The 24,442-nt window shown below is 71.2% G+C and carries 20 protein-coding genes; 13 read left to right on the forward strand and 7 right to left on the reverse strand.

Annotated features, from left to right (window positions below; all coding sequences use genetic code 11):
- Positions 1–31: 31 nt before the first annotated feature.
- Positions 32–742 (reverse strand): TetR/AcrR family transcriptional regulator, encoded by a 711-nt coding sequence (locus Scani_RS10130; RefSeq protein WP_159475655.1) that lies wholly within the window; start codon positions 740–742, stop codon positions 32–34.
- A gap of 208 nt (positions 743–950) precedes the next feature.
- Between Scani_RS10130 and Scani_RS10135 the strand changes: the two genes are divergently transcribed.
- Positions 951–1,907 carry an NAD-dependent epimerase/dehydratase family protein gene (locus Scani_RS10135; RefSeq protein WP_159472597.1) on the forward strand — a complete coding sequence of 319 codons (957 nt, stop codon included), beginning with the start codon at positions 951–953 and terminating at the stop codon, positions 1,905–1,907.
- A 66-nt stretch (positions 1,908–1,973) separates the two neighbouring features.
- Here Scani_RS10135 and Scani_RS10140 read toward each other — a convergent pair whose 3' ends face one another.
- Positions 1,974–2,513: a DUF4232 domain-containing protein gene (locus Scani_RS10140; protein ID WP_159472600.1), complete on the reverse strand. Its 540-nt coding sequence runs from the start codon at positions 2,511–2,513 to the stop codon at positions 1,974–1,976.
- 401 nt (positions 2,514–2,914) lie between these two features.
- Between Scani_RS10140 and Scani_RS10145 the strand changes: the two genes are divergently transcribed.
- The gene (locus tag Scani_RS10145; protein WP_159472603.1) at positions 2,915–5,188 is read left to right on the forward strand and encodes an FUSC family protein; all 2,274 of its coding nucleotides are present in this window, start codon (positions 2,915–2,917) and stop codon (positions 5,186–5,188) included.
- 130 nt (positions 5,189–5,318) lie between these two features.
- Here Scani_RS10145 and Scani_RS10150 read toward each other — a convergent pair whose 3' ends face one another.
- Positions 5,319–6,050, reverse strand: a complete 732-nt coding sequence (locus tag Scani_RS10150) for a ribonuclease H family protein (RefSeq protein WP_159472606.1) — start codon at positions 6,048–6,050, stop codon at positions 5,319–5,321.
- 413 nt (positions 6,051–6,463) lie between these two features.
- A complete protein-coding gene (locus tag Scani_RS10155) occupies positions 6,464–7,141 on the reverse strand; it encodes an AIM24 family protein (protein ID WP_159472609.1) in 678 nt (225 codons plus the stop codon).
- Between the two features lie 313 nt (positions 7,142–7,454).
- On the opposite strand from Scani_RS10155, the gene Scani_RS10160 reads away from it, so the two are divergent.
- On the forward strand, positions 7,455–8,924 hold the full coding sequence (locus Scani_RS10160) for a sugar transferase (protein ID WP_344571007.1): 1,470 nt from the start codon (positions 7,455–7,457) through the stop codon (positions 8,922–8,924).
- Between the two features lie 76 nt (positions 8,925–9,000).
- On the opposite strand, the gene Scani_RS10165 is transcribed toward Scani_RS10160, so the two are convergent.
- Positions 9,001–9,945, reverse strand: coding sequence for a GDP-L-fucose synthase family protein (locus Scani_RS10165; protein WP_159472612.1), 945 nt, complete (start codon positions 9,943–9,945; stop codon positions 9,001–9,003).
- A gap of 177 nt (positions 9,946–10,122) precedes the next feature.
- Between Scani_RS10165 and gmd the strand changes: the two genes are divergently transcribed.
- From gmd to Scani_RS10180, 3 genes are read left to right on the forward strand one after another with little or no spacing between them, the layout of a single operon-like run.
- Positions 10,123–11,136, forward strand: a complete 1,014-nt coding sequence (gene gmd / locus Scani_RS10170; protein WP_159472615.1) for a GDP-mannose 4,6-dehydratase — start codon at positions 10,123–10,125, stop codon at positions 11,134–11,136.
- The gene (locus tag Scani_RS10175; protein ID WP_159472618.1) at positions 11,133–11,669 is read left to right on the forward strand and encodes an LbetaH domain-containing protein; all 537 of its coding nucleotides are present in this window, start codon (positions 11,133–11,135) and stop codon (positions 11,667–11,669) included. The genes gmd and Scani_RS10175 overlap by 4 nt, the downstream gene beginning before the upstream one ends.
- The gene (locus Scani_RS10180) at positions 11,666–12,790 is read left to right on the forward strand and encodes a glycosyltransferase (protein WP_167538065.1); all 1,125 of its coding nucleotides are present in this window, start codon (positions 11,666–11,668) and stop codon (positions 12,788–12,790) included. Before Scani_RS10175 ends, Scani_RS10180 begins: the two co-directional genes overlap by 4 nt.
- A gap of 41 nt (positions 12,791–12,831) precedes the next feature.
- Here Scani_RS10180 and Scani_RS10185 read toward each other — a convergent pair whose 3' ends face one another.
- On the reverse strand, positions 12,832–14,040 hold the full coding sequence (locus Scani_RS10185; RefSeq protein WP_159475680.1) for a glycosyltransferase: 1,209 nt from the start codon (positions 14,038–14,040) through the stop codon (positions 12,832–12,834).
- A gap of 185 nt (positions 14,041–14,225) precedes the next feature.
- Between Scani_RS10185 and Scani_RS10190 the strand changes: the two genes are divergently transcribed.
- From Scani_RS10190 to Scani_RS10210, 5 genes are all read left to right on the forward strand, one after another.
- On the forward strand, positions 14,226–15,731 hold the full coding sequence (locus Scani_RS10190) for a hypothetical protein (protein WP_159472621.1): 1,506 nt from the start codon (positions 14,226–14,228) through the stop codon (positions 15,729–15,731).
- Positions 15,728–17,404 carry a polysaccharide biosynthesis tyrosine autokinase gene (locus tag Scani_RS10195; protein WP_159472624.1) on the forward strand — a complete coding sequence of 559 codons (1,677 nt, stop codon included), beginning with the start codon at positions 15,728–15,730 and terminating at the stop codon, positions 17,402–17,404. Before Scani_RS10190 ends, Scani_RS10195 begins: the two co-directional genes overlap by 4 nt.
- Positions 17,401–18,969, forward strand: coding sequence for an oligosaccharide flippase family protein (locus Scani_RS10200; RefSeq protein ID WP_159472627.1), 1,569 nt, complete (start codon positions 17,401–17,403; stop codon positions 18,967–18,969). Before Scani_RS10195 ends, Scani_RS10200 begins: the two co-directional genes overlap by 4 nt.
- Positions 18,970–19,087: 118 nt before the next feature.
- The gene (locus Scani_RS10205; RefSeq protein WP_159472630.1) at positions 19,088–20,596 is read left to right on the forward strand and encodes a fibronectin type III domain-containing protein; all 1,509 of its coding nucleotides are present in this window, start codon (positions 19,088–19,090) and stop codon (positions 20,594–20,596) included.
- A 22-nt stretch (positions 20,597–20,618) separates the two neighbouring features.
- A complete protein-coding gene (locus Scani_RS10210; protein WP_159472633.1) occupies positions 20,619–21,047 on the forward strand; it encodes an FAD synthase family protein in 429 nt (142 codons plus the stop codon).
- Positions 21,048–21,113: 66 nt separating this feature from the next.
- On the opposite strand, the gene Scani_RS10215 is transcribed toward Scani_RS10210, so the two are convergent.
- Complete coding sequence (locus tag Scani_RS10215) at positions 21,114–21,845, reverse strand: CDP-alcohol phosphatidyltransferase family protein (RefSeq protein ID WP_159472635.1); 732 nt, start codon at positions 21,843–21,845, stop codon at positions 21,114–21,116.
- Between the two features lie 40 nt (positions 21,846–21,885).
- Between Scani_RS10215 and Scani_RS10220 the strand changes: the two genes are divergently transcribed.
- Together Scani_RS10220 and Scani_RS10225 are read left to right on the forward strand one after the other, a co-directional pair.
- Positions 21,886–23,187, forward strand: a complete 1,302-nt coding sequence (locus tag Scani_RS10220) for a glycosyl hydrolase family 28-related protein (protein ID WP_246295679.1) — start codon at positions 21,886–21,888, stop codon at positions 23,185–23,187.
- A gap of 190 nt (positions 23,188–23,377) precedes the next feature.
- Positions 23,378–24,439, forward strand: a complete 1,062-nt coding sequence (locus tag Scani_RS10225) for an HpcH/HpaI aldolase/citrate lyase family protein (protein ID WP_159472638.1) — start codon at positions 23,378–23,380, stop codon at positions 24,437–24,439.
- Positions 24,440–24,442 lie beyond the last annotated feature (3 nt).

A 24,442-nucleotide genomic window follows, 5' to 3' on the forward strand; every position in this document is an offset into this window, starting at 1 on the left:
GCGGCCGTCACCGCGGCCGTCGCCACCGCCGTCACAACCGGAAGGAGTCGGCCAGGACGTCGATCTGGGCGGTGAGCAGCGTCTGCGCCTGATGCCCCATCCCGGCGTACTGGCCGGACACCTCCAGGCCGACCGTGCCGTGCAGTTGCGACCAGGCCAGCACCGTCCCGGCGAGGGCGGTCGCGGCCGCCGCGTCGTCCGGCGCCAGTCCGGTGTGCCGGGCCAGCCAGTCGGCGACGCCGTCGTCCCCGCGGGCCCAGGCGGCCATTTCGTCGACGACCGGCCGCAGCGCCTCGCCGGCGACGCCCGCGGCGAACACCTTGAGGAACGGGCCGAGGACGGCTCGCGCGCGCAGGAGCGTGTCGGGCGGCGCCGCGTAGCCGGGGACCGGGGTTCCCTGGATCAGCAGATAGCGGTGCGGCTGCGCGACGGCCCAGCTCCGGTAGGCGTCGGCGAGCGCATGCAGGGTGGCCCGCGCACCGTCGGCGGGCCTCGCGTCGACGCCCTCCATGGTGCGCGCCACCTCGTCGTACGCGTCCCGGATCAGCTCGCCCAGCAGGTCGTCCCGGCCGGCGAAGTAGCGGTAGAGGGCCGGGCCGGACAGCCCCATGTCCTTGGCGATCCGGGTGAGCGCCACGGCCTGGATGCCCCCTTCGGCGAGCTGTTTCAGCGCGGCCGTCTTGATCTCCGCGCGGTTCTGCTCGCGGTAGCGGGCCCGGGGGCTCCGTGCCTCGGCGGCCATGTTCTCCTCCTGCGTTCGCGACGGCATCCGGTGAGCGTGAGCGGTCATCGCCAACCCTAACCAACCCAACCGTTGCGATAGGGCTTCACTAGAGTTATGGTCTATAACAGAACGGAACGCGGAACGAGAGGGCGCGGCGAAGCCCCTCCCGCTCCCCCACCCTTCGGGCCCCACCCGTCGGTCGTCGACCCGTAGAGAAGGAACCGCCATGTCTGCCGCAGAACGCCCCCTCCACGCAGTGCTCGGCGCCGGGCCCGCAGGTACCGCACTCGCCGGCGAACTCGCCCGCCGTGGTCACGCCGTACGACTGGTGAGCCGTTCCGTACCGGACAGCGCCGTCGAGGGCATCGAGCGGTACGCCGCCGATGTGAGCACGGCCGACGGGGCGCTGGCCGCCGTCGAGGGCGCCGCCGTCGTCTACCACTGCGTGAACGTCGACTATCACCGCCAGGTCGAGGTGATGCCCCGGGTCCAGCGCGCGGTGCTGACCGCCGTGGAGACCACGGGCGCCCGCCTGGTCGTCCTGGACACGCTGTACCCGTACGGCCCGACGCAGGGCGAGGCGATGACGGAGGACACCCCGTGGCGGGCGACCAGCCGCAAGGGGCGGATGCGGGCGGAGCTGGACGAGCGCTACCTCGACGCCCACCGCGCGGGGCGCGCCCAGGTCGTCCTCGGGCGGTCGGCGGACTTCGTCGGCCCCGGCGTGCTCAACTCGACCCTCGGCGGAGCGGTCTTCCCCGGCGCGCTGACCGGTGGGGAGGTCCTCGGTATGGGCGATATCGATCTGCCGCACAGCTACACGGACATCCGGGACGTCGCGACCGGCCTCGCCACCCTCGGCGCGCTCCCGGAAGGCGACGGCAGGGTCTGGCACCTGCCCACCGCGCCCGCGGTCACCACCCGCGAGATCCACACGATGATCGAGGAGCGGGTGGGCCGCCCGTTGCGCCGCGTGGTCCTTCCCGAGCCGCGCCCCTTCGGTCCGTTCGACGCCTCCTTCATGGCGGAGTACGCGGAGATGTTCTACCAGCACACCGAGCCGCAGATCGTGGACTCCACGGCCTTCACCCAGGCCTTCGGCGTCCACCCGACCCCCCTGGCCGCCACCCTCGACGCCACCGTCGAGTGGTACCGCGGACTGCTGGCCGGTGCCCGCGGCTGACCCGGGCCGGATGCACGCCGAGGGCCCGACGCGCGGTGCGTCGGGCCCTCGGTGTGCAGGCAGCGGTCAGGAAGCGCCGGGCGGGGTCGCCGCCCAGGCCGTCACGGACAGCTCCCCGCCGTCCACGGCGTTGTCGAACGCCACGACGCTGTGCGAGTTGCCGCCCGTCGGGGACACCTGCAGGTACTTCGCCTGCGCGGAGGACGGTCCGGCGTGCGACCAGACCAGGTCGGCGAAGGCGCTCTTGCCCGGCTTCAGGGTGATCCGGTGCGCCCCCGGGTCCTTGGCGAAGTAGGTGTCACCGTGGTGCGCGGTGGTCTTCAGGGCCGTGTGACCGGCACCCTCCAGCGCCAGCCCCGGGTAACCGGATATCGCGCACGTGCTGTCGCCGGCGTTGGTCACCTTCAGGTAGGTGCCCTCGTGATTCATGCCGGCCTGGCCCGAACCCGCGTCGGTGGTCGTGACCTTCAGCGTCCCGGGCCCGCACGCGGCGGCCGCAACGGTTCCCGCCGCACCGGCCGCGGAGGCCATTCCGGCGCCCGCTCCCACCGCAAGGGCGACAGCGGCGGTGACGGTGGCGGCGGTACGCAGACCACGAATGGTCATCAGTCATCAACTCCCTCTTCTCCGGCACCCGGAGAAACATCGGTGCACACCCACCGCCCGGCCCGCACGGCTCCCCCCAGCCGCCCGCGAAGGCGATCCCCACAGGAGAGCCGAGCGCGGGCCGGGCGGTGGGTCCTCTTTCGTTGCGCGTCACCCAGCCTGGGCGCCGCCGCTGATGATCGGCTAACGCCTGGCTAACACCGGGAAATCCAGGGGCACGAGGAAGACAAACGGGTCAAAGGGGAAGGAAAGGGGGTGAAAGTGCGGGGAGTTCGCGGGGGTATGCGGCCTCACGGATGCCCTGCGGCTGCGCCGGCGACGATGCGGATGAAGTCGTTCCGATCAGACGTGCGATGCTGGAGCATCCCTGATCATGGCAAGAAGCGGGAGTGTACGGCACCGTGAGGGCAGCGATAAGGCGGGCTCGGACGAGAACCTGGGACCGCTTCGCGGCATCCGACCCAGGGCTGCTACGGCTGAAGGCGGGGCTGCGGACGGTCGGGGCGATCGTCCTCACGCTCGTCGCCCTCGCCCTGCTCCACACCGGCGTCACCCTGATGGTCGCGGGCGCCATGGCGGCCATGGTCGCCACCTTCGCGATCAGGGAGAAGGAGGTGCGCGGCCAGGCGATCACGCTCGCGCTGGGCCTGCCCGTCGCGCTCACCGCCATGTCCCTGGCGGCGCTGCTGCACACCCAGGTCATCGCCGGGGACACCTTCTTCGTCCTGCTGATCTTCGGTGCCGTCTACGCCCGGCGGTTCGGCGACCGCGGCACCGCGCTCGGCCTGATCGGCTTTCAGGTCTACTTCGTCTCGCTGTTCGTGCGCGCCACCGTGCCGACCCTCCCCGAGCTGTATCTGACCCTGGGCATCGCCTTCGCGTGCAGCGCGGTCGTCCGCTTCGCCGTCGTCCCGCAGACCCCCCAGCGCACCCTGGGCCGGCTGCGCGAGGCCTTCCGGGCCCGTCTCGCCCAACTGCTGGCGACCCAGCTGGAGCTGCTGGACGCCGGCCCCGACGAACTCGACAAGGTCCTCGACGACCTGCGGCGGCACACCGCCCGGCTGCACGAAGCGGCCCTGATGATCCAGGGCCTCCTGGAGGAGGGCACACGGGACGCGGCAGCGGCGGGACTGATACAGCGCCGCGTCGCGGATGCCGAGATCGCCGCCGAACGCCTGGGCATGCTGATACTCAACGCCCGCAGCGCCGAGCGGGCGGACACCCTCACCATGCACCTGCCGCACGCCCCCGTGCCGGCCACGGCGACCCCTGCCCGGACCGAGGACGATGCGACGGCCACCCTGCGCCGGGACCTGAACTCCCTGCTCCTGCTGGTCGCGCGGCGCGCGCCCGACGACCGCGGCACCGCGCTGGCCCACGTACGCAACAGGCTGCTCGGCTACCGCGACGAGGACAACCTGCCGCGCGCCTCCTCCGTCGTCCAGGACGTCTTCCGCGGGGTCGGTGAGGCCGCGCGTTCCGTTCTGGGTCTGCGGCTGGCGCTGGACGGGCCGCAGGACGAGTCGGACGACACTCCGGCCACCACCCGCTCACGCGAGGAGTTCGACGCCGAGGATCTCGCGATCGTCGGCGCCGAGGAGACCGAAGAGGCGGAGGAGGACCGCACCGGGCTCCAAAGGCCCACCACCCGTGCCGCGTTCCAGGTCGCGGTGGGCTCGACGCTGGCGATCATCGGCGGTGAGTTCCTCTCCAGCCAGCGCTGGTACTGGGCGGTGCTGACCTGCTGGGTGGTCTTCCTCAACACCGCCTCGACGGGCGAGATCCTGGTCAAGGGCTACCGCCGGCTGGTGGGCACGGTCCTCGGCGTGGTCGCCGGTGTCGCTCTTGCCGGGGTGGTCGGCAACCACACCTGGACCGCGTTCGCCCTGGTGCTGCTCTGCATCTTCGGGATGTGGTTCAGCGCGCCCGTGTCGTACGCGCTGATGTCCTTCTTCGTCACCGCGATGCTCGGGCTGCTCTACACCCTGCTCAACACCTACAGCCTGAGCGTGCTGGTGCTGCGCATCGAGGAGACGGCGCTGGGCGCCGCCTGCGGGATCATCGCCGCCATGCTGGTCCTGCCGGTCCACACGGACCGCCGTACGGACGAGCTGCTGGGCACGGTGCTGGTCCATCTGCGGGACGTCGTCTCCGCCGCGGTGGAGCAGCTCAGCGGCGGGCCGGCCGTCGACCTGCTCGGCAAGGCGCGCGATCTGGACACGGCGCTGGACGAGCTGCGCGCCTCCACCCAGCCCCTGACGCATCCGATCACCCCGCTGCGGGTACGGCGGCAGACCGTCCGGTACCTGGTCGCGCTCCTGGAGACCTCCGCCTATCACGCCCGTTCTCTGGCCGCGACGGCGGAACTCGTGCCGTACAGCAAGACCATCGCGGCCGACCCGCGCCTGGCGGGCGCCGGCCGGCGGATCGCGCACAACATCGATCTCATCGTCGCGCGGGTCCTGGAGGAGACCACCGAGGGCGAGGTGGAGTCGGGCGTCAGCATCGCCGCGATGCTGGATGCCGCCGGTTCCGAGGCGCTGCGTTCGGGCACCGTCACCTTCCGCGTGCTGCGGCACCTCCAGCGCCTCGACGAGGGCGTGGTCGGTATCGCCCGCCCGCTCGACGTGCCGGTGGCGGGCCCCAAGGGCGGCAAGGGCGGCAAGGCCGCCTAGCGGGTCGAAGGCCAGGCTCCGCCGCGGACCGGGGCGCGCGGCGGGGCCTGCCGGGGCCCGCCGGCAGGCTCGTGACCGGCGGACTCCCCGGCCCGCGCCGTAGGCCTCCGGGCGCCGCGGCCCGAGGAGCTCAGTCGCCGCTGCCCGCGCCGGAACGGCAGGCGGGGTGCCCCCAGCCGTCCGGGTTCTTGGTGATGGGCTCGCCCGCCGCGTAGGAGCGCCCGCAGCGGCAGCGTCCGGGGAACTTGGCGTTGAGGGTCCGCGTCGCGTTCCCCGAGGTGCGCCGCTTCGGCGAGGACGCCGTCTTCGCGGACGCGCCGGACGCTCCCCGGCGCGGGCCGGCGGGCCGGACGGCTCCGGTGGAGGGCGGCGGGTGCGGGGAGCCCAGCTCGCTGCCGGCGGCCTCCTGGACGATCGCTGCCTGGCTGGCGGCCCGGTCGGCGAAGTCGTTGAGCGGGTCGCCGTCCACCTGGTGCGCCGGCACATACCGGAACTCCACGGAGCGGTCCGTGAGCAGCTCGTCGATGCGCATCACGAGTTCCTGATTGGCGACGGGCTTGCCCGCGGCGGTCTTCCACCCCTTGCGCTTCCAGCCGGGCAGCCAGGTGGTGACGGCCTTCATCGCGTACTGGGAGTCCATCCGGATCTCCAGGGCAACGGCCGGATCGGTGGCGGCCAGCAGACGTTCCAGTGCCGTGAGTTCCCCGACGTTGTTCGTCGCGGTGCCCAGCGGCCCGGCCTCCCACCGCACCACGGTTCCTTCACCGTCGGCGACGACCCAGGCCCAGCCCGCGGGCCCGGGGTTTCCTTTCGACGCGCCGTCACATGCGGCGATCACGCGTTCAGCCATGGGCGCGATCATGCCAGCCGGGGACGCGCCGGGCGAAGTCGCCTCCGTCCCGTCCGGTGCCGGCCCGCGCCGGCGTCCCGGCGCACGCTGGGTAAGGGACCCGATGGCCGGAAAGCACCCGTCCGCGGCTTGCGGCACCGCGGCAGCTCTGACCGAGGTCGCCGGGTACACGGTGGCGACGGTGACGGACCGGATCACCACGCCCCTGCTCGTCACGGATTCCGAGGGGGAGCACTTCTGGCACCGGCGCGTCCCGTCGGCGCTACGACGCCCTGCCGGGCCCCAAGGAGCTGGTCGGCTTCTCCGCGGCCGAGGGGCGCATCCGCACCGCGAGCCGCTGGGACGCGCACGGTTCGAGCAGCGGGTCTTCGACTGGCTGGACGCGCGCCCGGCCACCGTTCCGCCGGCCCGAGACACCCGTGGGATCAGTTGCCGGCAGCCTTCTCCGGACGGAGTTCGCTGGGCCGGACTATCACGAAGCCCTCGCCGTCGAGCCGGAGTTGGACGGCCTCGCCGGAGCCGCCGCGGAGCATCGAACCGAGGCTCTGCGAACGGTGCAGCGCGGTCTGCAGGCCGCTGCTCCAGCCCACCACGGCATCGGTGTCGACGAAGACCGGAGACTGGGGGGACACGGGGATGACGAGGGGGTTGCCCTCGCACATCACCGCCAGCCTGCCCTGTCCGCTGAACTCGGAGTTGAAGAGCCCGCCGCCGACCATGCCGGCGCCCTTGACGACCTTGATCTCGTAGGAGAGGGACGGGTCGAAGCACAGCACATTGCGGCCGTTGACGGTGAGGCCGTCGCCGGGGGCGAGGTCGATGAGGAAGCAGTTGGCGGCTTCGTGCGCGAACCACACCTCGCCGCGGCCCCGTACGGCCATCAGCGCCAGCCCCTCGCCGGTGACCGCGCGCTTGAGGAACTTGCCGACGCCCTGGCCCTGCTTCTCGAACTGCAGATCACCGCGGTAGGCGATCATCGAGCCCTGACGGGCGTAACACTCGCCGTCCAGAGCGTACTTGACCGACTTGGCGTTCTGCTGGGTCATTCCGGGCGCCGTCGCGGGCGTGGCCATGTTCTCGGAAGAGAAGAGATCGCTGTTCATGGCCTGCATGCTAGGACGTGTCCACAGGGTCCCACCCGGCTCGCGACGTGTGCGGCACGGGAGGGCGGTGCGGCCCTCCGGGACGGGTCCCGGAGGAAAGGCCGAAAGCCGATCATACGACTGTTGGCTTGTAAACAATGAGACACAAGAACACTCAAAATAGGTAAACCACAGCAGTCGGGCGCAACGTGCTCTAGCGTCACGTCCGACACGGAGGCGGTTGTATGGCCGGGGGGCTCCAGCCGCGCCGGAAGGTGAGGGGACGACCAAGTGGGGGGCCATGGGGTTGTTCGAAGCTGCCGGATCACGGGTGATGGAGTCACCCGCCGGAACAGCCGAGTTGAAACATGCGCCGGAGCGCGACGAGAGAGGCAGGCACAAGCCGGCGGAACGCTGGCTGGTGCGGCTGACCTGGGCCGTGGACGCCTTGGGCGCCCTGGTGCCGGTCGGCGTGCTCTGTGCCGTGGCGCGGCAGCCGCAGCCGTGGCTGACGGCGGTGCTGGCCTGTCTGTCGTGGCTGGCGGTCGGCACAACGAAGAATCGTTACACCAGAGATGAGCTGAGCGACGGCGACGGGGCGATGCCGGTCGTGCGGGACTGGCTGACCATGCTGGGCGTACTGGCCGTCATCTGTGTCGGGGCACGGCTCGAGGTCGACCTCGAGGTCTGTGTGCTCGCGCTGCTGCCGTGCCTGGGGCTGAGCGTGGCCCGGCGCAAGCTCGTGCACCGGTACCTGCTGGTCATGCGCCGACGTGCGCAGGCGTTGCGACGTGTCCTGGTCGTCGGGGAAGCGGGCGCCGTCGATGTGGTGCTCGCGGAGCTGGCGCACCGCACCGATCACGAGTACGTCGTCGTCGGCAGCTGTCTCGTCGGGGAGGAGGCCACCGACTCGGCGCTGCCCGTACCCGCCCGGCTCGCTTCCGAGGGGGAGACACCCGAGGGGGCGCGGGACGGGGAGACCGTCCTGCGGTGCGCCGCGGAACTCGATGCCGATCTCGTCTTCGTGGCGCCGGGGCGTCAGCTCTCGGCGACGCGGGTGCGACGACTGGCCTGGGCGCTGCACGACGGGGGGCGGAAATTGGCCATACTTCCGGGCCTGCTCGACGTGTCGCAGCACCGGGTCCGGCTGGCCAAGGCGGCGGGCCTGACGGTGATGCACATCGACCCGGCGGCGCGACGGGGGCTGCCGGTCCTGCTGAAGCAGGCCACCGACCGGCTGGGGGCGCTGCTGCTGCTCGTGCTGCTGGCCCCGGTGTTCCTTGCGGTGGCCGCGGCCATAAGGCTCACCACGGCGGGCCCGGTGTTCTACTGGCAGATCCGCATCGGCCGGGATCTGATGCCGTTCCGGATGTGGAAGTTCCGCACGATGGTCGTCGCTGCCGACCGGATGCGGGCCGCGCTGGAGACGGCGAACGAGAACGACGGCGCGATGTTCAAGATCAGACGGGACCCCCGGGTGACCCGGGTGGGCCGTCTGCTGCGGCGCTTCTCGCTGGACGAGCTGCCCCAGCTCTTCAACGTCCTGGCCGGCCACATGTCCTTGGTCGGCCCGCGCCCGCCGCTTCCCGAGGAGGTCGAGCGGTACGACGGGACCGAGATCCGCCGCTTATCGGTCAAGCCGGGACTGACCGGCCTGTGGCAGGTCAGCGGGAGATCCGACCTGTCCTGGGACGAGACCGTCGCACTGGACCTGAGCTATGTGGACAACTGGTCCTACGGCAGGGACATCGATGTGCTCGTCCGGACCGTGCGCGCCGTGGTGGACGGGCGCGGTGCCTACTAGAAACACAGGGCCCCGGTGTGCGGCCGGCGCCCCGCCGAGGGGCGGGCGCCGGACGCGCACCGGGGAAAGGGCCCGTTCACACCCGGGCGGGCTCCGCCTGCCAGGCGCGGTAGGTCCGGGCGATGCCCTCGGCCAGCGGGATCGTCGGCGACCAGCCCAGCGCACGCATCCTGCTGATGTCGAGCAGCTTGCGCGGGGTGCCGTCGGGGCGGGACGGGTCGAAGGAGATCCGGCCCTCGTAGCCCACCGCGGAGGCGACGCAGGACGCGAGGTCGGCGATGGTCAGGTCCTCGCCGCACCCGACGTTGACGGTGTCGTCGCTGTCGTAGCGGCGCAGCAGCACCTCGCAGGCCGCGGCCAGGTCGTCGACGTGCAGGAACTCGCGCAACGGGGTGCCGGTGCCCCAGAGCGTGAGCTCCGCCAGCCCCTTCTCCTTCGCCTCGTGGAAGCGGCGGATGAGGGCCGGCAGGACGTGCGAGGTCGCGAGGTCGAAATTGTCGCCGGGTCCGTAGAGGTTCGTCGGCATGGCGGAGATGAAGGAGGCTCCGTATTGCCGGCGGTAGGACCGGATCTGGACCAGGCCGGCGATCTTGGCGATCGCGTATGCCTCGTTGGTGGGCTCCAACGGCCCGCTCAGCAGGGCGTCCTCGGTGATGGGCTGCGCGGCGTGCTTGGGGTAGATGCAGCTCGATCCGAGGAACAGCAGCCGGCGTACCCCGGCGTGGTGCGCCCCGGCGATGACGCTGAGCTGGATGCTCAGGTTGTCCTCCAGGAACTGCACGGGGTAGGTGCTGTTGGCCATGATGCCGCCGACTTTGGCGGCCGCCAGGACGACGGCATCGGGCCGGGCCGCGCGCAGGAATGCCGCGGTGGCCTCGGCGTCGCGCAGGTCGAGCTCGGCGTGCGTACGGGTCAGTACGTCATAGCCCTGGGCGGTCAGCCGCCGGGCCACGGCGGATCCCACCAGACCTCGGTGGCCCGCGACGAAGACACGGGCGGGTGTGGGCAGCAAGTCATCCATGGGCCGGATTGTGTCAGCGAACCCGATACGTCTACCGGCTATTTCAGGAAATATCTGCCGCACTTCGCTCTCGACCACCGACAACGGAGCGGGTAGCGTCCACGCCCCGCGGTCCGCCGGCGCGTGGGTAATCCATCGATCGATCCCGATATACATCACTTCTCGTGGGGGGAAGCCATGCCGAAAACCGCGGTCATCACCGGAATCACCGGCCAGGACGGGTCATATCTCGCCGAATTGCTGCTCGGTAAGGGCTATGAGGTGCACGGGCTGATGAGACGCTCGTCGAGCTTCAACACCGAGCGCATCGACCACATCTACCAGGACCCGCACACCCCGGACCGCAAGCTGCTGCTGCACCACGTCGACCTCTCGGACGGGGTCGCCCTGGTGAACCTGCTGCGCGATGTGCAGCCCGACGAGGTCTACAACCTCGGGGCCCAGTCCCATGTCCGGGTCTCCTTCGACGCTCCGCTCTACACCGGCGATGTGACCGGACTGGGCGCCGTACGGCTGCTGGAGGCCATCCGCGCCAGCGGGGTGCGAACCCGGCTCTACCAGGCCTCGTCCTCGGAGATGTTCGGTGCCACCCCGCCCCCGCAGAACGAGTCGACGCCCTTCCACCCGCGCAGTCCGTACGGCTGCGCCAAGGTCATGGCGTACTGGTCGACGGTCAACTACCGTGAGGCGTACGGCCTGTTCGGGGTGAACGGCATCCTCTTCAACCACGAGAGCCCGCGGCGGGGCGAGACCTTCGTCACCCGCAAAATAACCCGCGCGGTCGCCCGCATACAGGCAGGACTGCAGGAACACCTCTACCTGGGCAACCTCGATGCCGTCCGCGACTGGGGCTACGCCCCGGAGTACGTGGAGGCCATGTGGCTGATGCTCCAGCGGGACGAGCCCGACGACTATGTGGTGGCGACCGGTGTGGCCGCGACCGTACGCGACTTCCTGCAGGCCGCCTTCGCCACGGTGGACCTGGACTGGGAGCGCTATGTGCGCTTCGACCCGAAGTACGAGCGCCCCTCCGAAGTGGATGCGCTCATCGGCGACGCGTCCAAGGCCAAGAGCCTGCTGGACTGGTCGGCGAAGGTGCAGTTCGACGAACTCGCCCGGATCATGGTCGAGTCGGATGTGCGGCAGCTGGCGGACGAGCTCTCCGGCCACCGGGTGCGGGTGGACCGATGACGGTTTCCACCACCGCCCGCCGGCTGCGCGGTTTCAGCGGCGCCGGCTACGACAAGGGCCGGGGGCTGCTGACCCAGGCCGCCTGGTTCGCCGTGCTCAACCTCGTGTTCATGAAGTGGTGGTGCCCGCCGCGGCTGCGGCCCCCGCTGCTGCGGGCCTTCGGCGCCCGGGTCGGCGAACGGGTGCTGATCCGACACCGGGTGCGGGTGCAGTGGCCGTGGAAACTCACCGTCGGCGACGACGTCTGGCTCGGTGAGGACTCCTGGCTGATCAACCTGGAGCCGATCAGCATCGCCCATGACGTCTGTGTGTCCCAGGGCGCCGTGCTGTGCACCGGGAGCCATCAACGGCGCTCGCCCACCTTCGAGTTCGACAATGCGCCGATCCATCTGGCGGAGGGGTCCTGGGTGGCCGCCCGCGCCATGGTGCTGCGCGGCGTCACCGTCGGGGCGGGCGCGGTGGTCGGCGCCGGCGCGGTGGCCCACCGCGATGTGCCCCCGGGTGCCGTGCACACCACCGGGGGTGCGGTATGAGGATCACCCATGTCGTGACCCTGGTCAGCGACGACGGGGCGTACGGCGGCCCGGTGAGCGTGGCCACCGGACAGCTGGGCGAACTGGCCTCGCGCGGCCACGAGGTGGAGCTGATCTCGCTGTGGCGGGGGCGGGGCGCTCCCCCGCGGTCCGTGGACGGTGTGCCGCTCCGCGCCCGGCCGGCCCGGACCCTGGTACCGGGGCAGGGGTTCCTCGGCCTGTTCCATCCGGGGCTGCTGCCGGTGCTCTGGCGCAGTGCCGGGCGGGCCGAGGCGCTGCATCTGCACGCCGGGCGCGACTTGGTCTCGCTGGCCGCGCTCGCGGTGGCCGTGGTGCGCCGCCGGCCCTTCGTGGTGCAGACCCACGGCATGGTCCAGCCGCGCCGCTCGGCCGTGGCCCGGATCTTCGACCGGGTGTATGTCCCGCTGCTGCGCCGGGCGGCGGCGGCACTGGTGCTCACCGACGACGAAGAGGCCGGGCTGTGCCAGGTACTGGGGGCGCGCGGGCCGCACCTGGTCCGGCTGCCCAACGGGGTCCGCGCCCGGCCCGCCACCGCGGACCGCAGCGAGACGGATGTGCTGTTCCTCGCCCGCTTGCAGAGCCGCAAACGGCCGGAGGCCTTCGTGCGGATGGCGGCGCTGGTGCACCGCAAGCGGCCCGAGGTGTCCTTCACCCTCCACGGTTCGGACGAGGGGCGGCTCGCGGAGGTGCGGCGGCTGATCGCCGAGGAGGGACTCGGCGAGGTGGTGACGTACGGCGGGGCCCTCGCTCACGACGCCGCCGTGCGCCGGACCGCGCGGGCCACGGTGTACGTCCTGCCCAGCATCGACGAGCCGTTCCCGATGAGCGTGCTGGAGTCCCTGGCGGTGGGCACACCGGTGGTCTGCACGGACAGCTGCGGTATCGCCGCGGCCCTCCAGCAGCGCGAGGCCGCTCTCGTGACCGACGGTTCGCCGGAGGAGTTGGCGGACGCGGTGCTGCGGCTGCTGGAGGACCGCCCGCTGCGGGAGCGCGTCACCCGCGCGGGCCGTGCGGCCCTGGAGGCGGAGTTCTCCCTCGCGGCCGTCACCGACCGGCTGGAGGAGCGGTACGCCGCCCTCCCCCGGCCCGGCGGCGGGTGATCCGGGGCGGCGGGGGCGGACACCGCCCCCGCCGCCCGCGGCTACCGGCCGGCCTTCGCGGTGCGCAGCAGCGCGGTGATCCGCTCCAGTCCGGCCCGGCTGCTCAGCCGCTGCTCGACGTACTGCGGGCCCCGGGCCCCCAGCCGGGCCGCCCGCCCGGGGTCGTCGGCGAGCGCCCGGACCTCCGCCAGCAGCGCCTTCGGGTCCTCCGGCGCGATCACCGACCCGGCGCCCGAACGCAGCACCTCCTGGGCGGTGCCCCCTTCGGCGGCAACCGAGGCGATCACCGGCCGGCCCGTCATGAAGTACGAGGTGAGCTTGGACGGCAGGCTCATGTCCAGCACCGAGGCCTTCTGGGTCACCGCGAGCACATCGGCCGCGGCGAGCACCTCGGGGAAGTCCGCGGTGTCGGCGGGCGGCAGGAAGGTCAGCGAGGAGACGCCCGAGGCGAGCTGTTGCAGGTGTGCGCGCTGGTTGCCGTCGCCCATCAGCACGATCCGTACGGGCGCGGCCTCCTGGTCGGCGAGCCTGGCGGCCTCGACCAGTACCTCCAGTCCTTGCTTGAGGCCCATGTTGCCGGCGTGCAGCACCACGGTCTCCTGGTCGGACCAGCCCAGTCGCGTCCGGGTCCGTTCCCGGTCGCCGCTCGGGCCTTCCACATGCGTCCAGTTGGGCACCACATGCACCCGTGCGCGCGGCACCCCCATCGCCGTGACCCGGTCCACGAACGACTCGTGCACCACCCCCACGACGGCCGCTTTGCGCAGGATCCTGGCCTCCACCGCCCCGGCCAGGGCCGCGGCCCGGCCACCGCCCCGGATGCCGCTCTGTTCCGCTGCGGCGCCCATCAGGTCCTGGACGACCACGACATGGGGCACCCCCGCCTGTCGTGCCAGACGCCCGCCCAGCACTCCCCCGGCCAGGCTGGGCATCTGGGTGAGCACCACGTCGGGACGGATGCGTGGTGGTGCCAGGGCGCCGTGCGCCAGGATGCTGGCCTCGAACAGCGCCCGGCGCAGGGCGGTCTGACGTGGTGGAACGGTGTGGCGCCGGCGGTGCACCGTGACCCCGCCACGGCGCTCGCGTATCCGCCATCGGCCGCGATACCCCTCCGCCACCCGCCAGGCGGGGTAGTGCGGCATGCCCGCGAGGACATGGGTGTCGGCGCCGGATGCGGCCAGGTGCTCGGCTATCTGTGTCGAGTATGGTCCTATGCCGGTGTGTTCGGGTGCGTAGTTGGTCGAGACCACCAGCACGCACCGGCCCGCGAACGAGTCTTCCAAGACTGGCCCCCCTCTGGATGTGCGGTCATCGTAGGAGCCCGCCGGGGCCCGCGGGCTGTGAATTGCGTTGCGATTGTGTCCCGAAGGCGACCTTGTTTCCCGATGTCCCTTAGATTGTGCTCGCTGGTGGGGAGTTGGGGGGAGGTGGGGCGATGAGGTACGGGAAACGGTCCGGTGCCGCGGCGCCGGTGCGGGGCATCGCCGCACTGTGCTGCTGGGCGCTGCTGCTGGTGGTGCTGCTGCCGGTGCTGATCCTGCAGTCGACGGACGCCCGTTTCGGCGCCGCCCTCGCCGTGCAGTGCGTGGTGGTGGTGCACACCGGCGCGGCGCTGGCCCGGGTGCTGACCGATGTCCGGGCCCGGGTGATCGCCTTCGGCTTCTGGCTCTTCTCGTACGTCTGGCTGGGGCTCGCGCCGCTGGCCATGCTGGCGACGGACGCGTATCCGCGGGGGTTCGTCGTCGACGCGAACACCGCGTTCGTGACAACGGCCGTGGTCGAGACGGGACTTCTGGCGTACAGCGCGGGTTCGGCGGTGGCGTCCTGGCGGTCGGCGCGTTCCTCGACCGTCCTCGAACCGCTGCTCGCCCGGCGGCTGTCGGCGAGCCGGGTGCTGCTGCTGTGCGGTCTGGCGCTGCTGCTGGCGGTCGTGCTGATCCCCGGTCAGGGCGGACTGTCGGCGTTCTTCCTCAGCCGGCAGGCCGCCAACGAGGCGGCGGCGCAGGCGGCGCCCGCCGCGTCGGCGGACCGGGCGATGGCGGCCTGGGCCCTGTCGGTGCCGGCGTTCTGGGCGCTGGTGGCGCTGGTGCACGTGCCGCGCTTCAGCGAGGGCGACCGGACCCTGCGCGGCTTACGGTGGCTGCTGCTGCCCCTGCTGATCGCGGTGAACGTCGTGGTCAACAACCCCATCAGCCAGCCGCGTTTCTGGGCCGGTACGGTCCTGCTGGCGCTGGTCTTCAGCGCCTCCTGGCTGCGAGGGCCGCGCGCCTTCCGCTTCGGTGCGGCGGCCGTGGCGGCCGTGGTGCTGGTGGTCTTCCCGTACAGCGACTACTTCCGCTACGACAAACGCGAACCCGTCCATGTGGTCTCGCTCGCCGAGCAGTTCACCTCCAACGGCGACTATGACGCGTTCCAGCAGATCGAGACGGGTGTGGACTACGTCCGGACCCATGGCCTGACCCCGACGGCCGCGCTGGGGCCGCCGCTGTTCTTCGTGCCGCGCGCCGTATGGCCCGGCAAGCCCGACGACGCGGGCATCCTGCTCGCCCGGCACGCGGGCTACACCTTCACGAATCTGTCCGCGCCGCTGTGGGTCGAGACGTACATGTGGGCCGGCTTCCCGTCGGTCATCGCCGTCTTCGGTCTGATCGGCGCGGTGGGACGGCGCATCGACAGCCTCCGGCACCGGCTGCGGCGGCGCCGGGGCACCCTCGCGGCACTGGTGGTGCCCGCGTTCGGCTTCTACCAGCTGGTGTTGCTGCGCGGCAGTCTGATGGCCATCGTGGGCCCGCTCGCGCTGCTGGTGTGCATCCCGCTACTGATCACCCGTAAACCGGGACGGCAGGTCCTGCCGCCGTCCGTGGAGGAGTCCGCGAGCGCACCGACGTCCTCGGAGCACCGCGCCGCCTCACCTCTACCCACAGGAGGAGCACGTACGTGAGCGTCTTCGACGAGCCTGCGGAGGAGCCGGACCAGATCCGTGACCAGCTCCGCCAGCTCTTCCGGTATCGCGCCCTGCTCGTGCTCGGGCTGGTGCTGGGTCTGCTCGGCGGTGGCGCCGTCTCCCTGCTCGGTGGCTCGACCTATACGGCGACCGGTGAGGTCGTGGTGCATGCGATCAGTACGGCGCCCTTCGAGGCCGGCGGGGTCTCGGCGGACAAGCAGATCAGCATGGGCACCGAACGGCAGATCGCGCAGAGCGCCTCGGTCGCGAGCGCCGCGGCGAAGTCCCTGCGGATCGGGACCGACCCGGCCACGCTCCAGCGGGATCTGCGGGTGAGCAATCCGCCCGAGACGCAGACCCTGATGTTCGAGTACAGCGCGGACTCGGCGGACCGGGCGTCCTCGCTGGTCAACGCCTTTGTGCATGCCTACCTCGACTACCGTCAGGACGCCGCGGCCCAGCGGATCGACAAGACCGTCAGCAAACTCGGCACGGAACTGAAGCCCCTTCAGGAGCAGCGCAAGGTACTGGACCGGCGGATCGCGGGCGCGAGCGGCTCGGGGCGGGCCACCGACGAGTCCGAGCGCAGCAACCTGGTGTCCGAGATAGCGGATCTCCAGGGGCGGATCTCCAGCCTCAAGTCCCTCGACACCACACCCGGCGACATCGTCCGCAAGGGCGATCCCCCGGCCTTCCCGTCCAGTCCCGGGCTCACCCTGCTGCTGCTCGCGGGCGCCGTGATCGGTCTGGTGCTGGGCATCCTGGCGGCCTGGGTCCGCTCGGTGCTGGAACCGCGGGTCCGGTCGGTGGCGGATGTGCAGGACAACCTGCGGGCGCCGGTGCTCGGCATCCTGCCGCGCCGTCAGGGCGGTACGGAGCTGCTGGAGGTCGGCCGCGGCGGCCGCGGCAACCGTGCCGAGGCGTACCGCACGATCGCCTTCCGGCTGGTGCACGACCAGCGGTTCGCCGGACCGGGCAGCCTGCTGATCGTCGCGCCCCGGGAGAACGCGGACGCCGTCTCGGTCGCGGTCAACCTGGCCGCCGCGTTCGCCGAGATAGGCAACGACATCCTGCTGGTCGAGGCCGATCTGCGCACCCCCCGGCTCGCCCAGCGGCTGCCGGTGCACCCCGGCCACGGCCGGCCGGTGCCGGGCAGCTGGGCGGACGGCGAGCGGCTCGCCGTGGACGCCGGGGTCGACGGGCGCTTCGATCTGCTGCCCGGCCGGGAGGTGCCCAATCCGGCGCGCACCCTGTCCTCCCCGCAGTTCGCGCGGCTGCTCAACGCGCCGTCGGGGCCGAACGAGAACGTCGTGGTGATCACGGGTCCGCTGCTGTCGCATGCGGACGGGCTGGCCGTCGCCAAGCAGGCGGCGGGCGTCGTGGTGGTCTGTGATCTGAACGAGGTCCGCCGGGACGATCTGGACCGGGTGTGGGAGCTGATCACCGGGGCCGGCGGGCACATCCTGGGTGCCGTCCTGGACAAGGGCAGCCGCGGTCCTTCGCTGCGCCGGCTGTCGGACGGCGGGCCCACCCACCGCAAGCGCGGCCGCCGTGCGCCTGCCGCCGCGGCGGCGCCTCCTCAGCTGCCCGGCCCGCCGTCGCCCCACACCGGTCCCGCACCGGTGGGCAGAGGGCCCCTCGACGCCGACACCACCTCGCTGCGCAGGTGACGGCCATCCGTCCGGCGGGCTCCGGCCGGCCCGCGCCGACGGCCCCCGGGCCGTCCGCGGGCGGCGGGCGCGGAGTCGCCACGACCGCCCGCGGCAGTCTCTTCGGCCTGGCGGGCTCGGCGGCGAACGCGCTGTTCGGGTTCGTCCTCGTCGCCGTCGTCACCCACGGGCTCGGGGCCCGCGGGGCCGGCGCGGTCTTCACCGGGGTCGCGGCCTTCACCATCCTGAGCAATGCGCTGAAGCTGGGGGCCGACACCGCCCTGGTCCGCTTCGTCTCCCGGGACCTCGAACTCAGCGGCGGGGGCGGGGTACCGGGGCTGCTGCGGATCTCGGTGCTGCCGACCCTGCTGGCGAGCGCGGCGGGGGCGGCGATGCTGCTGTGCTCCCCCGGGCTCGCCGGGCTGCTGCTGCCCGATCTGGATCCGGGGCAAGCCGTCGCGCTGATGCGGCTGTTCGCGGTGTTCCTGCCGGTGGCGACGGTGGCGCTGGTGCTGCTCGGGGCCACCCGGGGGTACGGCTCGGTGGTCCCGTTCGTGGGCGTGGAGCAGATCGGCAAACCGGCGCTGCGTGTCCTCCTCGCGGTGCCGCTGGTCCTCCTCGCGCCGAGTGTGACCGCGCTCTCCGCGGCCTGGCTGGTGCCCGGGGTGCTGGGTGCGGTGGCCGCCTGCGTGTCGCTGCGCAGGTCCCGCCGTACGCATCCGGGCACCGGCCGACCACCGCCGCAGACACGGGAGTTCTGGGCCTTCGCCGGTCCGCGGGCCATCTCCTCGGTCTTCGATATCACCGCGGTGTGGACCGGAGTGATCCTGCTGTCGGTGCTGGGCACCGCCGCCGAGGCCGGCGTCTACACCGCGATCGGCCGTCTGGTCACCGCGGGGACGCTGCTCCAGCTGGCGATCCGGCTGGCGGTGGCCCCGCAGATCAGCCGGCTGCTCGCGGGCGGCGACACATCCGGCGCGCACCACCTGCACCGGCTGTCGACGCGCTGGATCGCGCTCTTCTCGTGGCCCGTGTTCCTGGTCCTCGCCGCCTACCCGCGAACCGTGCTGTCGCTCTTCGGTCCCGGCTTCTCCGGTGGGGCGGCGGGTCTGGTGACGCTGGCGGCGGCCTGTCTGGTCAACGTCGGTGTGGGCAACGCGCAGACGGTCATCCTCATGGCCGGACGGAGTGTCTGGAATCTGGCTGTCGCCGGCACCGCGTTCGTGGTCCAACTGGGCAGCGCCGTATGGCTGGTTCCGCGCTACGGGGTGCTGGGTGCGGCGGTCTCCTGGGCTCTGGCGATCGTGGTGGACAACGGTGCCTCGGCGCTGCTGGCCCGCTACCGGCTGGGCTTTCGCACCGTCGACCGCGGCTATGTCTGCGCCGCGCTGGTCGGCCTGGTGGCGGTGGCGGTCCCGGTGTTCGCCATGCGGACGCTATTCGGCGACAGCGTTCCTGGTTGCTTCTTGGGAATTGTTTTGTCGATTGGGGCTTTCGGGGCCGCCGTCTGGCGCTATCGTTTGCCGCTGGGGGTAGGGGAGTTCTTCGGTGCGCTGCGCAAGCGTGGTTCGGAAAACTCGCGGTGAACACTGGACTCATTTCCGCACAGAAATCGTCTCGTTCCCGCTTCCTATCCTGACAATTCCCATCGCGCCATGCTTCCAGGGGGGACCTGTGCGCCAAAGAAGCCGACCCATCCATCTCTTGCTCGCGGCCGCGGTACTGGGTACCGCGTCGACGGCGCTCTCCGCCGGTCCCGCTCAGGCCGCCGGCGAAACCACACTGACCGCCGATCCGCTGAGCACCTGGCAGACCGACGGCATCGTGTGGGCCATGGCCTACGCCAAGGGCATCGTGTACGTAGGAGGCACATTCAGCCACATCCGGCCGCCGGGCGCGGCCCCGGGCACCGGTGAGGTCGCCCGCACGAACTTCGCGGCCTTCGACGCCAAGACCGGTGAGCCGCTGCCGTGTGCCCCGGCGTTCACCGGCGGCACGGGCACGATCCGGGCCATGAAGGCGTCGCCCGACGGCTCGATGATCTACATCGGGGGCTCGTTCGGGAAGGCCGGGCCCGTGGGACGGTCCAACACGGCCGCCCTCAACACCGACGACTGCACGATCGGTGCGGACTGGAAGCCGACGGTCAGCTCGACCGTACGGGCCATCGACGTCACCCCGGACGCCGTCTACCTCGGTGGTGGCTTCGGCACCGTCCAGGGGCAGACCCGCGAGCGGGTCGCCGCCCTGCGGCCCGACAGCACCCTGCTGCCGTTCAAGGCGACGATCCGGGGCTCCTCGGTCGGCAACGACCCGACCCCGGCGGTCAACGCCCTCACCGTGGCCCCCAAGCTGAACAAGGTCATCATCGGCGGCCGGTTCACCTCGGTGAACGGAAGCCTCTTCGGGGTGCACGCACTCGCCGGACTCGATGCGACCACCGGCAGGGTCGTCAACTCCTTCACCGGCTGGATCCCCAACCGCTCGGCGGTCAAGGCGCTGGTCAACGACGGGACGAACTTCTATCTGGGCGCCGAGGGCACCGGCGGCGGGGTCTTCGACGGCCGGGCGGCCGGCCGGCTCTTGGACGGCGCCCAGCTCTGGAAGGACACCTGCCTGGGCGCCACCCAGACGGTGCTGCCGTACAAGGGCGTGCTCTACAGCGGTTCGCATGCGCACGACTGCTCCGACACCCCGGGCGGATTCACGGACATCAACAACCGCCAGCACTTCCTGGCGCAGTCGATCTCCGACAAGACGATCCTGCCGTGGTTCCCGGACACCAACGACGGGATCGGCGAGCAGATCGGCCCGCGGGCGCTGACCATGGCGGACGGCGTCCTGTGGGCGGGCGGCGAGTTCACCACCGTCAACGACGCGCCGCAGCAGAGCCTGACCCGGTTCACGGCGGCGCCGGACACCGGGGCGCCGCAGGTGCCGCTGCTCAGCGGTTCGAGCGGCTCCCGTGGCCGGATCACGCTGAACTGGAAGGCTTCGTGGGACCGGGACAACGGCGTTCTGACCTACAAGATCTACCGTGACGGCGAGTACCTGACCTCGCTCAACCAGGACTCGCGCTACTGGAACCGGCCCAACATGAGCTTCACGGACACCGTGGAGCCCGGGTCCCAGCACCGTTACTCGATCGAGGTCACCGACGGCACCAATGTCTCGGGACGCAACGGACCGGTCTATGTGACCGCCAGGAACTGACCGCAGGGCAAGTGGGGGGTAAATGACACACCGAGTAGGTTACGCACCCGGGGTCTACGACCTTTTCCACGTCGGACACCTCAACATTCTCCGGCACGCCAAAAGCCAGTGCGACTATCTGGTGGCCGGTGTGGTGTCGGACGAAATGGCGACCCAGGCCAAGGGGAAGGCACCCGTTATTCCGCTCACCGAGCGGCTGGAGATCGTACGCAGTGTCCGGTTCGTGGACGCGGCGTTCGTCGAGACGGTGCCCGACAAACTGGAAACCTGGCAGCAGGTGCGTTTCGACGTCATCTTCAAGGGCGACGACTGGCGGGGAACGAGCAAGGGCGACAAGCTCGAACGGGATTTCGCGACGGTCGGGGTCGATGTGATCTATTTCCCCTACACCGTGCACACCTCGAGCTCCTTGTTGCGCAAGGTGCTCGACGGGCTCGCGAATTCGGCGTGAATCCGCCGAAGTGACCCCGCGAGGTACCCGGGCAGCGCGCCCGGGTACCTCGTCCGTCCTCTGCCCTCAGCAGCCGGGGGCGGAGAGTTCGCGGTACCACTTGACCAGGAACGCCACCATGAAGAGCACATGGGCGACGAGCAGGCAGCAGTACAGCGCCAGGAACAGGTCCCGGCTGCCGAACAGCAGGAATATCGCGCAGAACACCCCGTAGTCGACCGGGAGCAGGGCGACGGAGCGCAGTGTGGAGACCGGGGCCGCGGGCGCCGTTCCGCCCGCTCCGCTCTTCTGCCGTTCGCCACGCTTGAGTTGTTCGGTGAGAATGCCGCCGAAGAAAACCATCACCGCGGCGAACTGGAACACGACCGGAACGAGGAGCCAGCGGGGATCGGAGAATCCGAAGTAGCGGTAGAACGAGAGCAGCACGGCCATATGAAGGGCCAGCATCTTCGCGCAGTCGACCACATGGTCCAGCCACTCCCCCGCGGCGCTGCCGGCCCGGGTCAGCCGGGCGAGCTGCCCGTCGGCGGAGTCGAGGGCGAAACCGACCACCAGGGCCGCGAAGACACCGACCGCCACAGCGGGAGAGGGCCGCAGCGTCGCAATCATGACCACACCGGTAAAAGTGAACACCGCGCTGATCATGGTGATGTGATTGGGCGTCAATTTGAGGCAGTAGCCCGCGGCGGCCAACACCCGCCCGGCCGGCCGGTTCACATGACGCGAGTACAGGGACACCCCCTTCGCGGATTTCTGGGCCGCTGACAGCTGTCTGATCGCATATCCGAACTGGCTCATGTCCCCCACCTGATGAATGGACCCCCGAAGGAGCAACATCATGGCAGGCAGCACCTCCCCGTCAACCGGTGGCGCCAGTCGCCGGTCCGTTCTGGCGGGCACGGCCGCCGCGCTGGCAGCCGCCCTCACCGGATGCGACTCCCAGACGCCCCCTGCCACCCGGCAGACATCCGACGACGCGAAGGCGCCCGTGGTCACCGGTCACAAGCCCAAGGGCAAGGACGTCATCGACGTGGTGGCGGACTTCGGGGCCAAGGGCGACGGGCGCACCGACGACAGCCGGGCGTTCGCCCGCGCGTATGCGTACGCGGCGGGCCGGGTGTGGGACCACGTGGGCCGGACCGTGATCGATGTGCCGGCCGGTACCTACCTGATCCGGTCCCCCAACGCCCTGCTCGACGCGCAGGGGGGAAAGCTCAAGGCCAACGGCTTACGGTTCCGCGGGGCCGGCAAGCGCATGACCCAGCTGCTCTTCGCGCCGCACCGGGCCGAGAACGCCTATCTGTGCCGCAACGAGGACAGCTGGGCGAACGTGATGTTCGAGCAGATCGGCTTCGCCGCCGCCACCCCCGGCGCCTCGTTCTTCTACTCGTACTCGACCGGCCAGGCGCAGGACTACCGCTTCACCGAATGCGAGTGGACCGGCGAGTGGACCTACGGGGTCGCCCTCGACGGCAGCAACACCAACTCGGAGATGCGCTGGGACGCCTGCCGGGTGGGCGGCGCCTACCGCAAGGCGTTCCTGTACTCCGGGCTGTCCCAGAAGTCGCTGAGCCGCCCGCAGCAGGACCAGTTCCTCAACTACTGGTTCAACGACATGAAGGTCGAGTACGCCTGGGGCAACTTCCTGGAGTTCCCCTACGGCGGTTCCATCACCTGCCGCGGCGGCTCCTACATCGTCACCGGCCGCCGCCCCGACGACTCCGGCGACTACGGGCGCACCAGCACCTTCTTCCGCTTCCCGCGCGGTCCGCACCACGACTCCGTCCAGCGCTTCCACGCCGAGGACATCCGCTTCGAGGTGCGCGACCCGGACACCGTCGTGATCGACTGCGCCTGGGACAGCGGGACGGTGCACTTCAACGACTGCGACGACACCGCCCAGGCGTTCAAGTCCTTCGCGGAGGAGAGCAGCCCCCACCGCTACCGCATCGGCTCCCAGGGCCCGCTGGTGCGCTACGACTCGTGCCAGCTGTCGGGGCAGCACGCCTACGAGGCGGAGAGCGGCGGGTCCGGCCCCCGGGCCCGCTACGACATGTGCCGCTTCCGCAACCACGCCCAGCAGGACTTCATCAAGGGCTCGGGGGACCGGGTGTCGTTCGTCGACTGCCTGGGGGCCTGAGCGGGCCGGCGGCGAGGGCGGCCGGGGAGCGCGGCCGCCGGGACCCGGTGCGGCGGCTCGCTGCCGACGGTGATCAACGGCACACGTACTGGCCAGTAGCGTTCTCGCCGTGCGGGCCTAGAGTGAGGGCCGAATGGCGCCGCCGGGCACCCGGCGGCGGACCGCCCTCCGAGCCGACCAGGGAGAATGCATGCGCTCTCCGAAGGACTTCTTCCGCCCGCTGGCCGTCGGGGCGCCGACCCCGGTACGCGAGGTACCGTTCCGGCCGTCCCGGATGATCCACTTCTTCGACCCGGGCAACGAGAAGATGGCCGCGAAGGTGCCGTCCATCGCTCCCACCGTGGACGTCCTGCTCGGCAACCTGGAGGACGCGGTCGCCGCCGACCGCAAGGAAGCGGCCAGGTCGGGTCTGGTGAAGATCGCCAAGGCCACGGACTTCGGCGACACCCAGCTGTGGACCCGCATCAACAGCCTCGATTCGCCCTGGGCGTTGGACGACCTGCTGACGCTGGTCACCGAGATCGGCGACAAGCTGGACGTGATCATGGTGCCGAAGGTGGAGGGCGCCGAGGACATCCACTACGTCGACCGGCTGCTGGCCCAGCTGGAGGCGAAGGCGCAGGTCCGGAAGCCGATCCTGGTGCACGCCATCCTGGAGACCGCCACCGGCGTCGCCAACGTCGAGGAGATCGCCGGGGCCAGCCCCCGGATGCAGGGCATCTCGCTCGGCCCGGCCGACCTGGCCGCCAGCCGCCGGATGAAGACGACCCGGGTGGGCGGCGGCCACCCCGGATACCTGGTCCGGGAGGACCCGCACGGCGAGGACGGCGCAGCCCCGCGGGCCACCTTCCAGCAGGACCTGTGGCACTACACCCTCGCGCGGATGGTCGATGCCTGTGCGGCGCACGGCATCCTGCCGTTCTACGGCCCGTTCGGCGACATCAAGGACACCACCGCCTGCGAGGACCAGTTCCGCAACGCCTTCCTGCTCGGCTGCGTCGGCGCGTGGAGCCTGCACCCGGTGCAGATCGGCATCGCCAAGAAGGTCTTCTCGCCCGCTCCCGCCGATGTCGCCTGGGCCCGTCGGGTCATCGAGGCGATGGGGGACGGCACCGGCGCGGTGATGATCGACGGCAAGATGCAGGACGACGCCACCTACAAGCAGTGCCAGGTGGTCGCCGAACTCGCCGACGCACTCGCCGCCCGCGACCCCGAGCTGCGCGACGCCTACGCCGCGGCCGAGAAGGAGTAAGTC

Source organism: Streptomyces caniferus (assembly GCF_009811555.1).
Classification (GTDB): domain Bacteria; phylum Actinomycetota; class Actinomycetes; order Streptomycetales; family Streptomycetaceae; genus Streptomyces; species Streptomyces caniferus.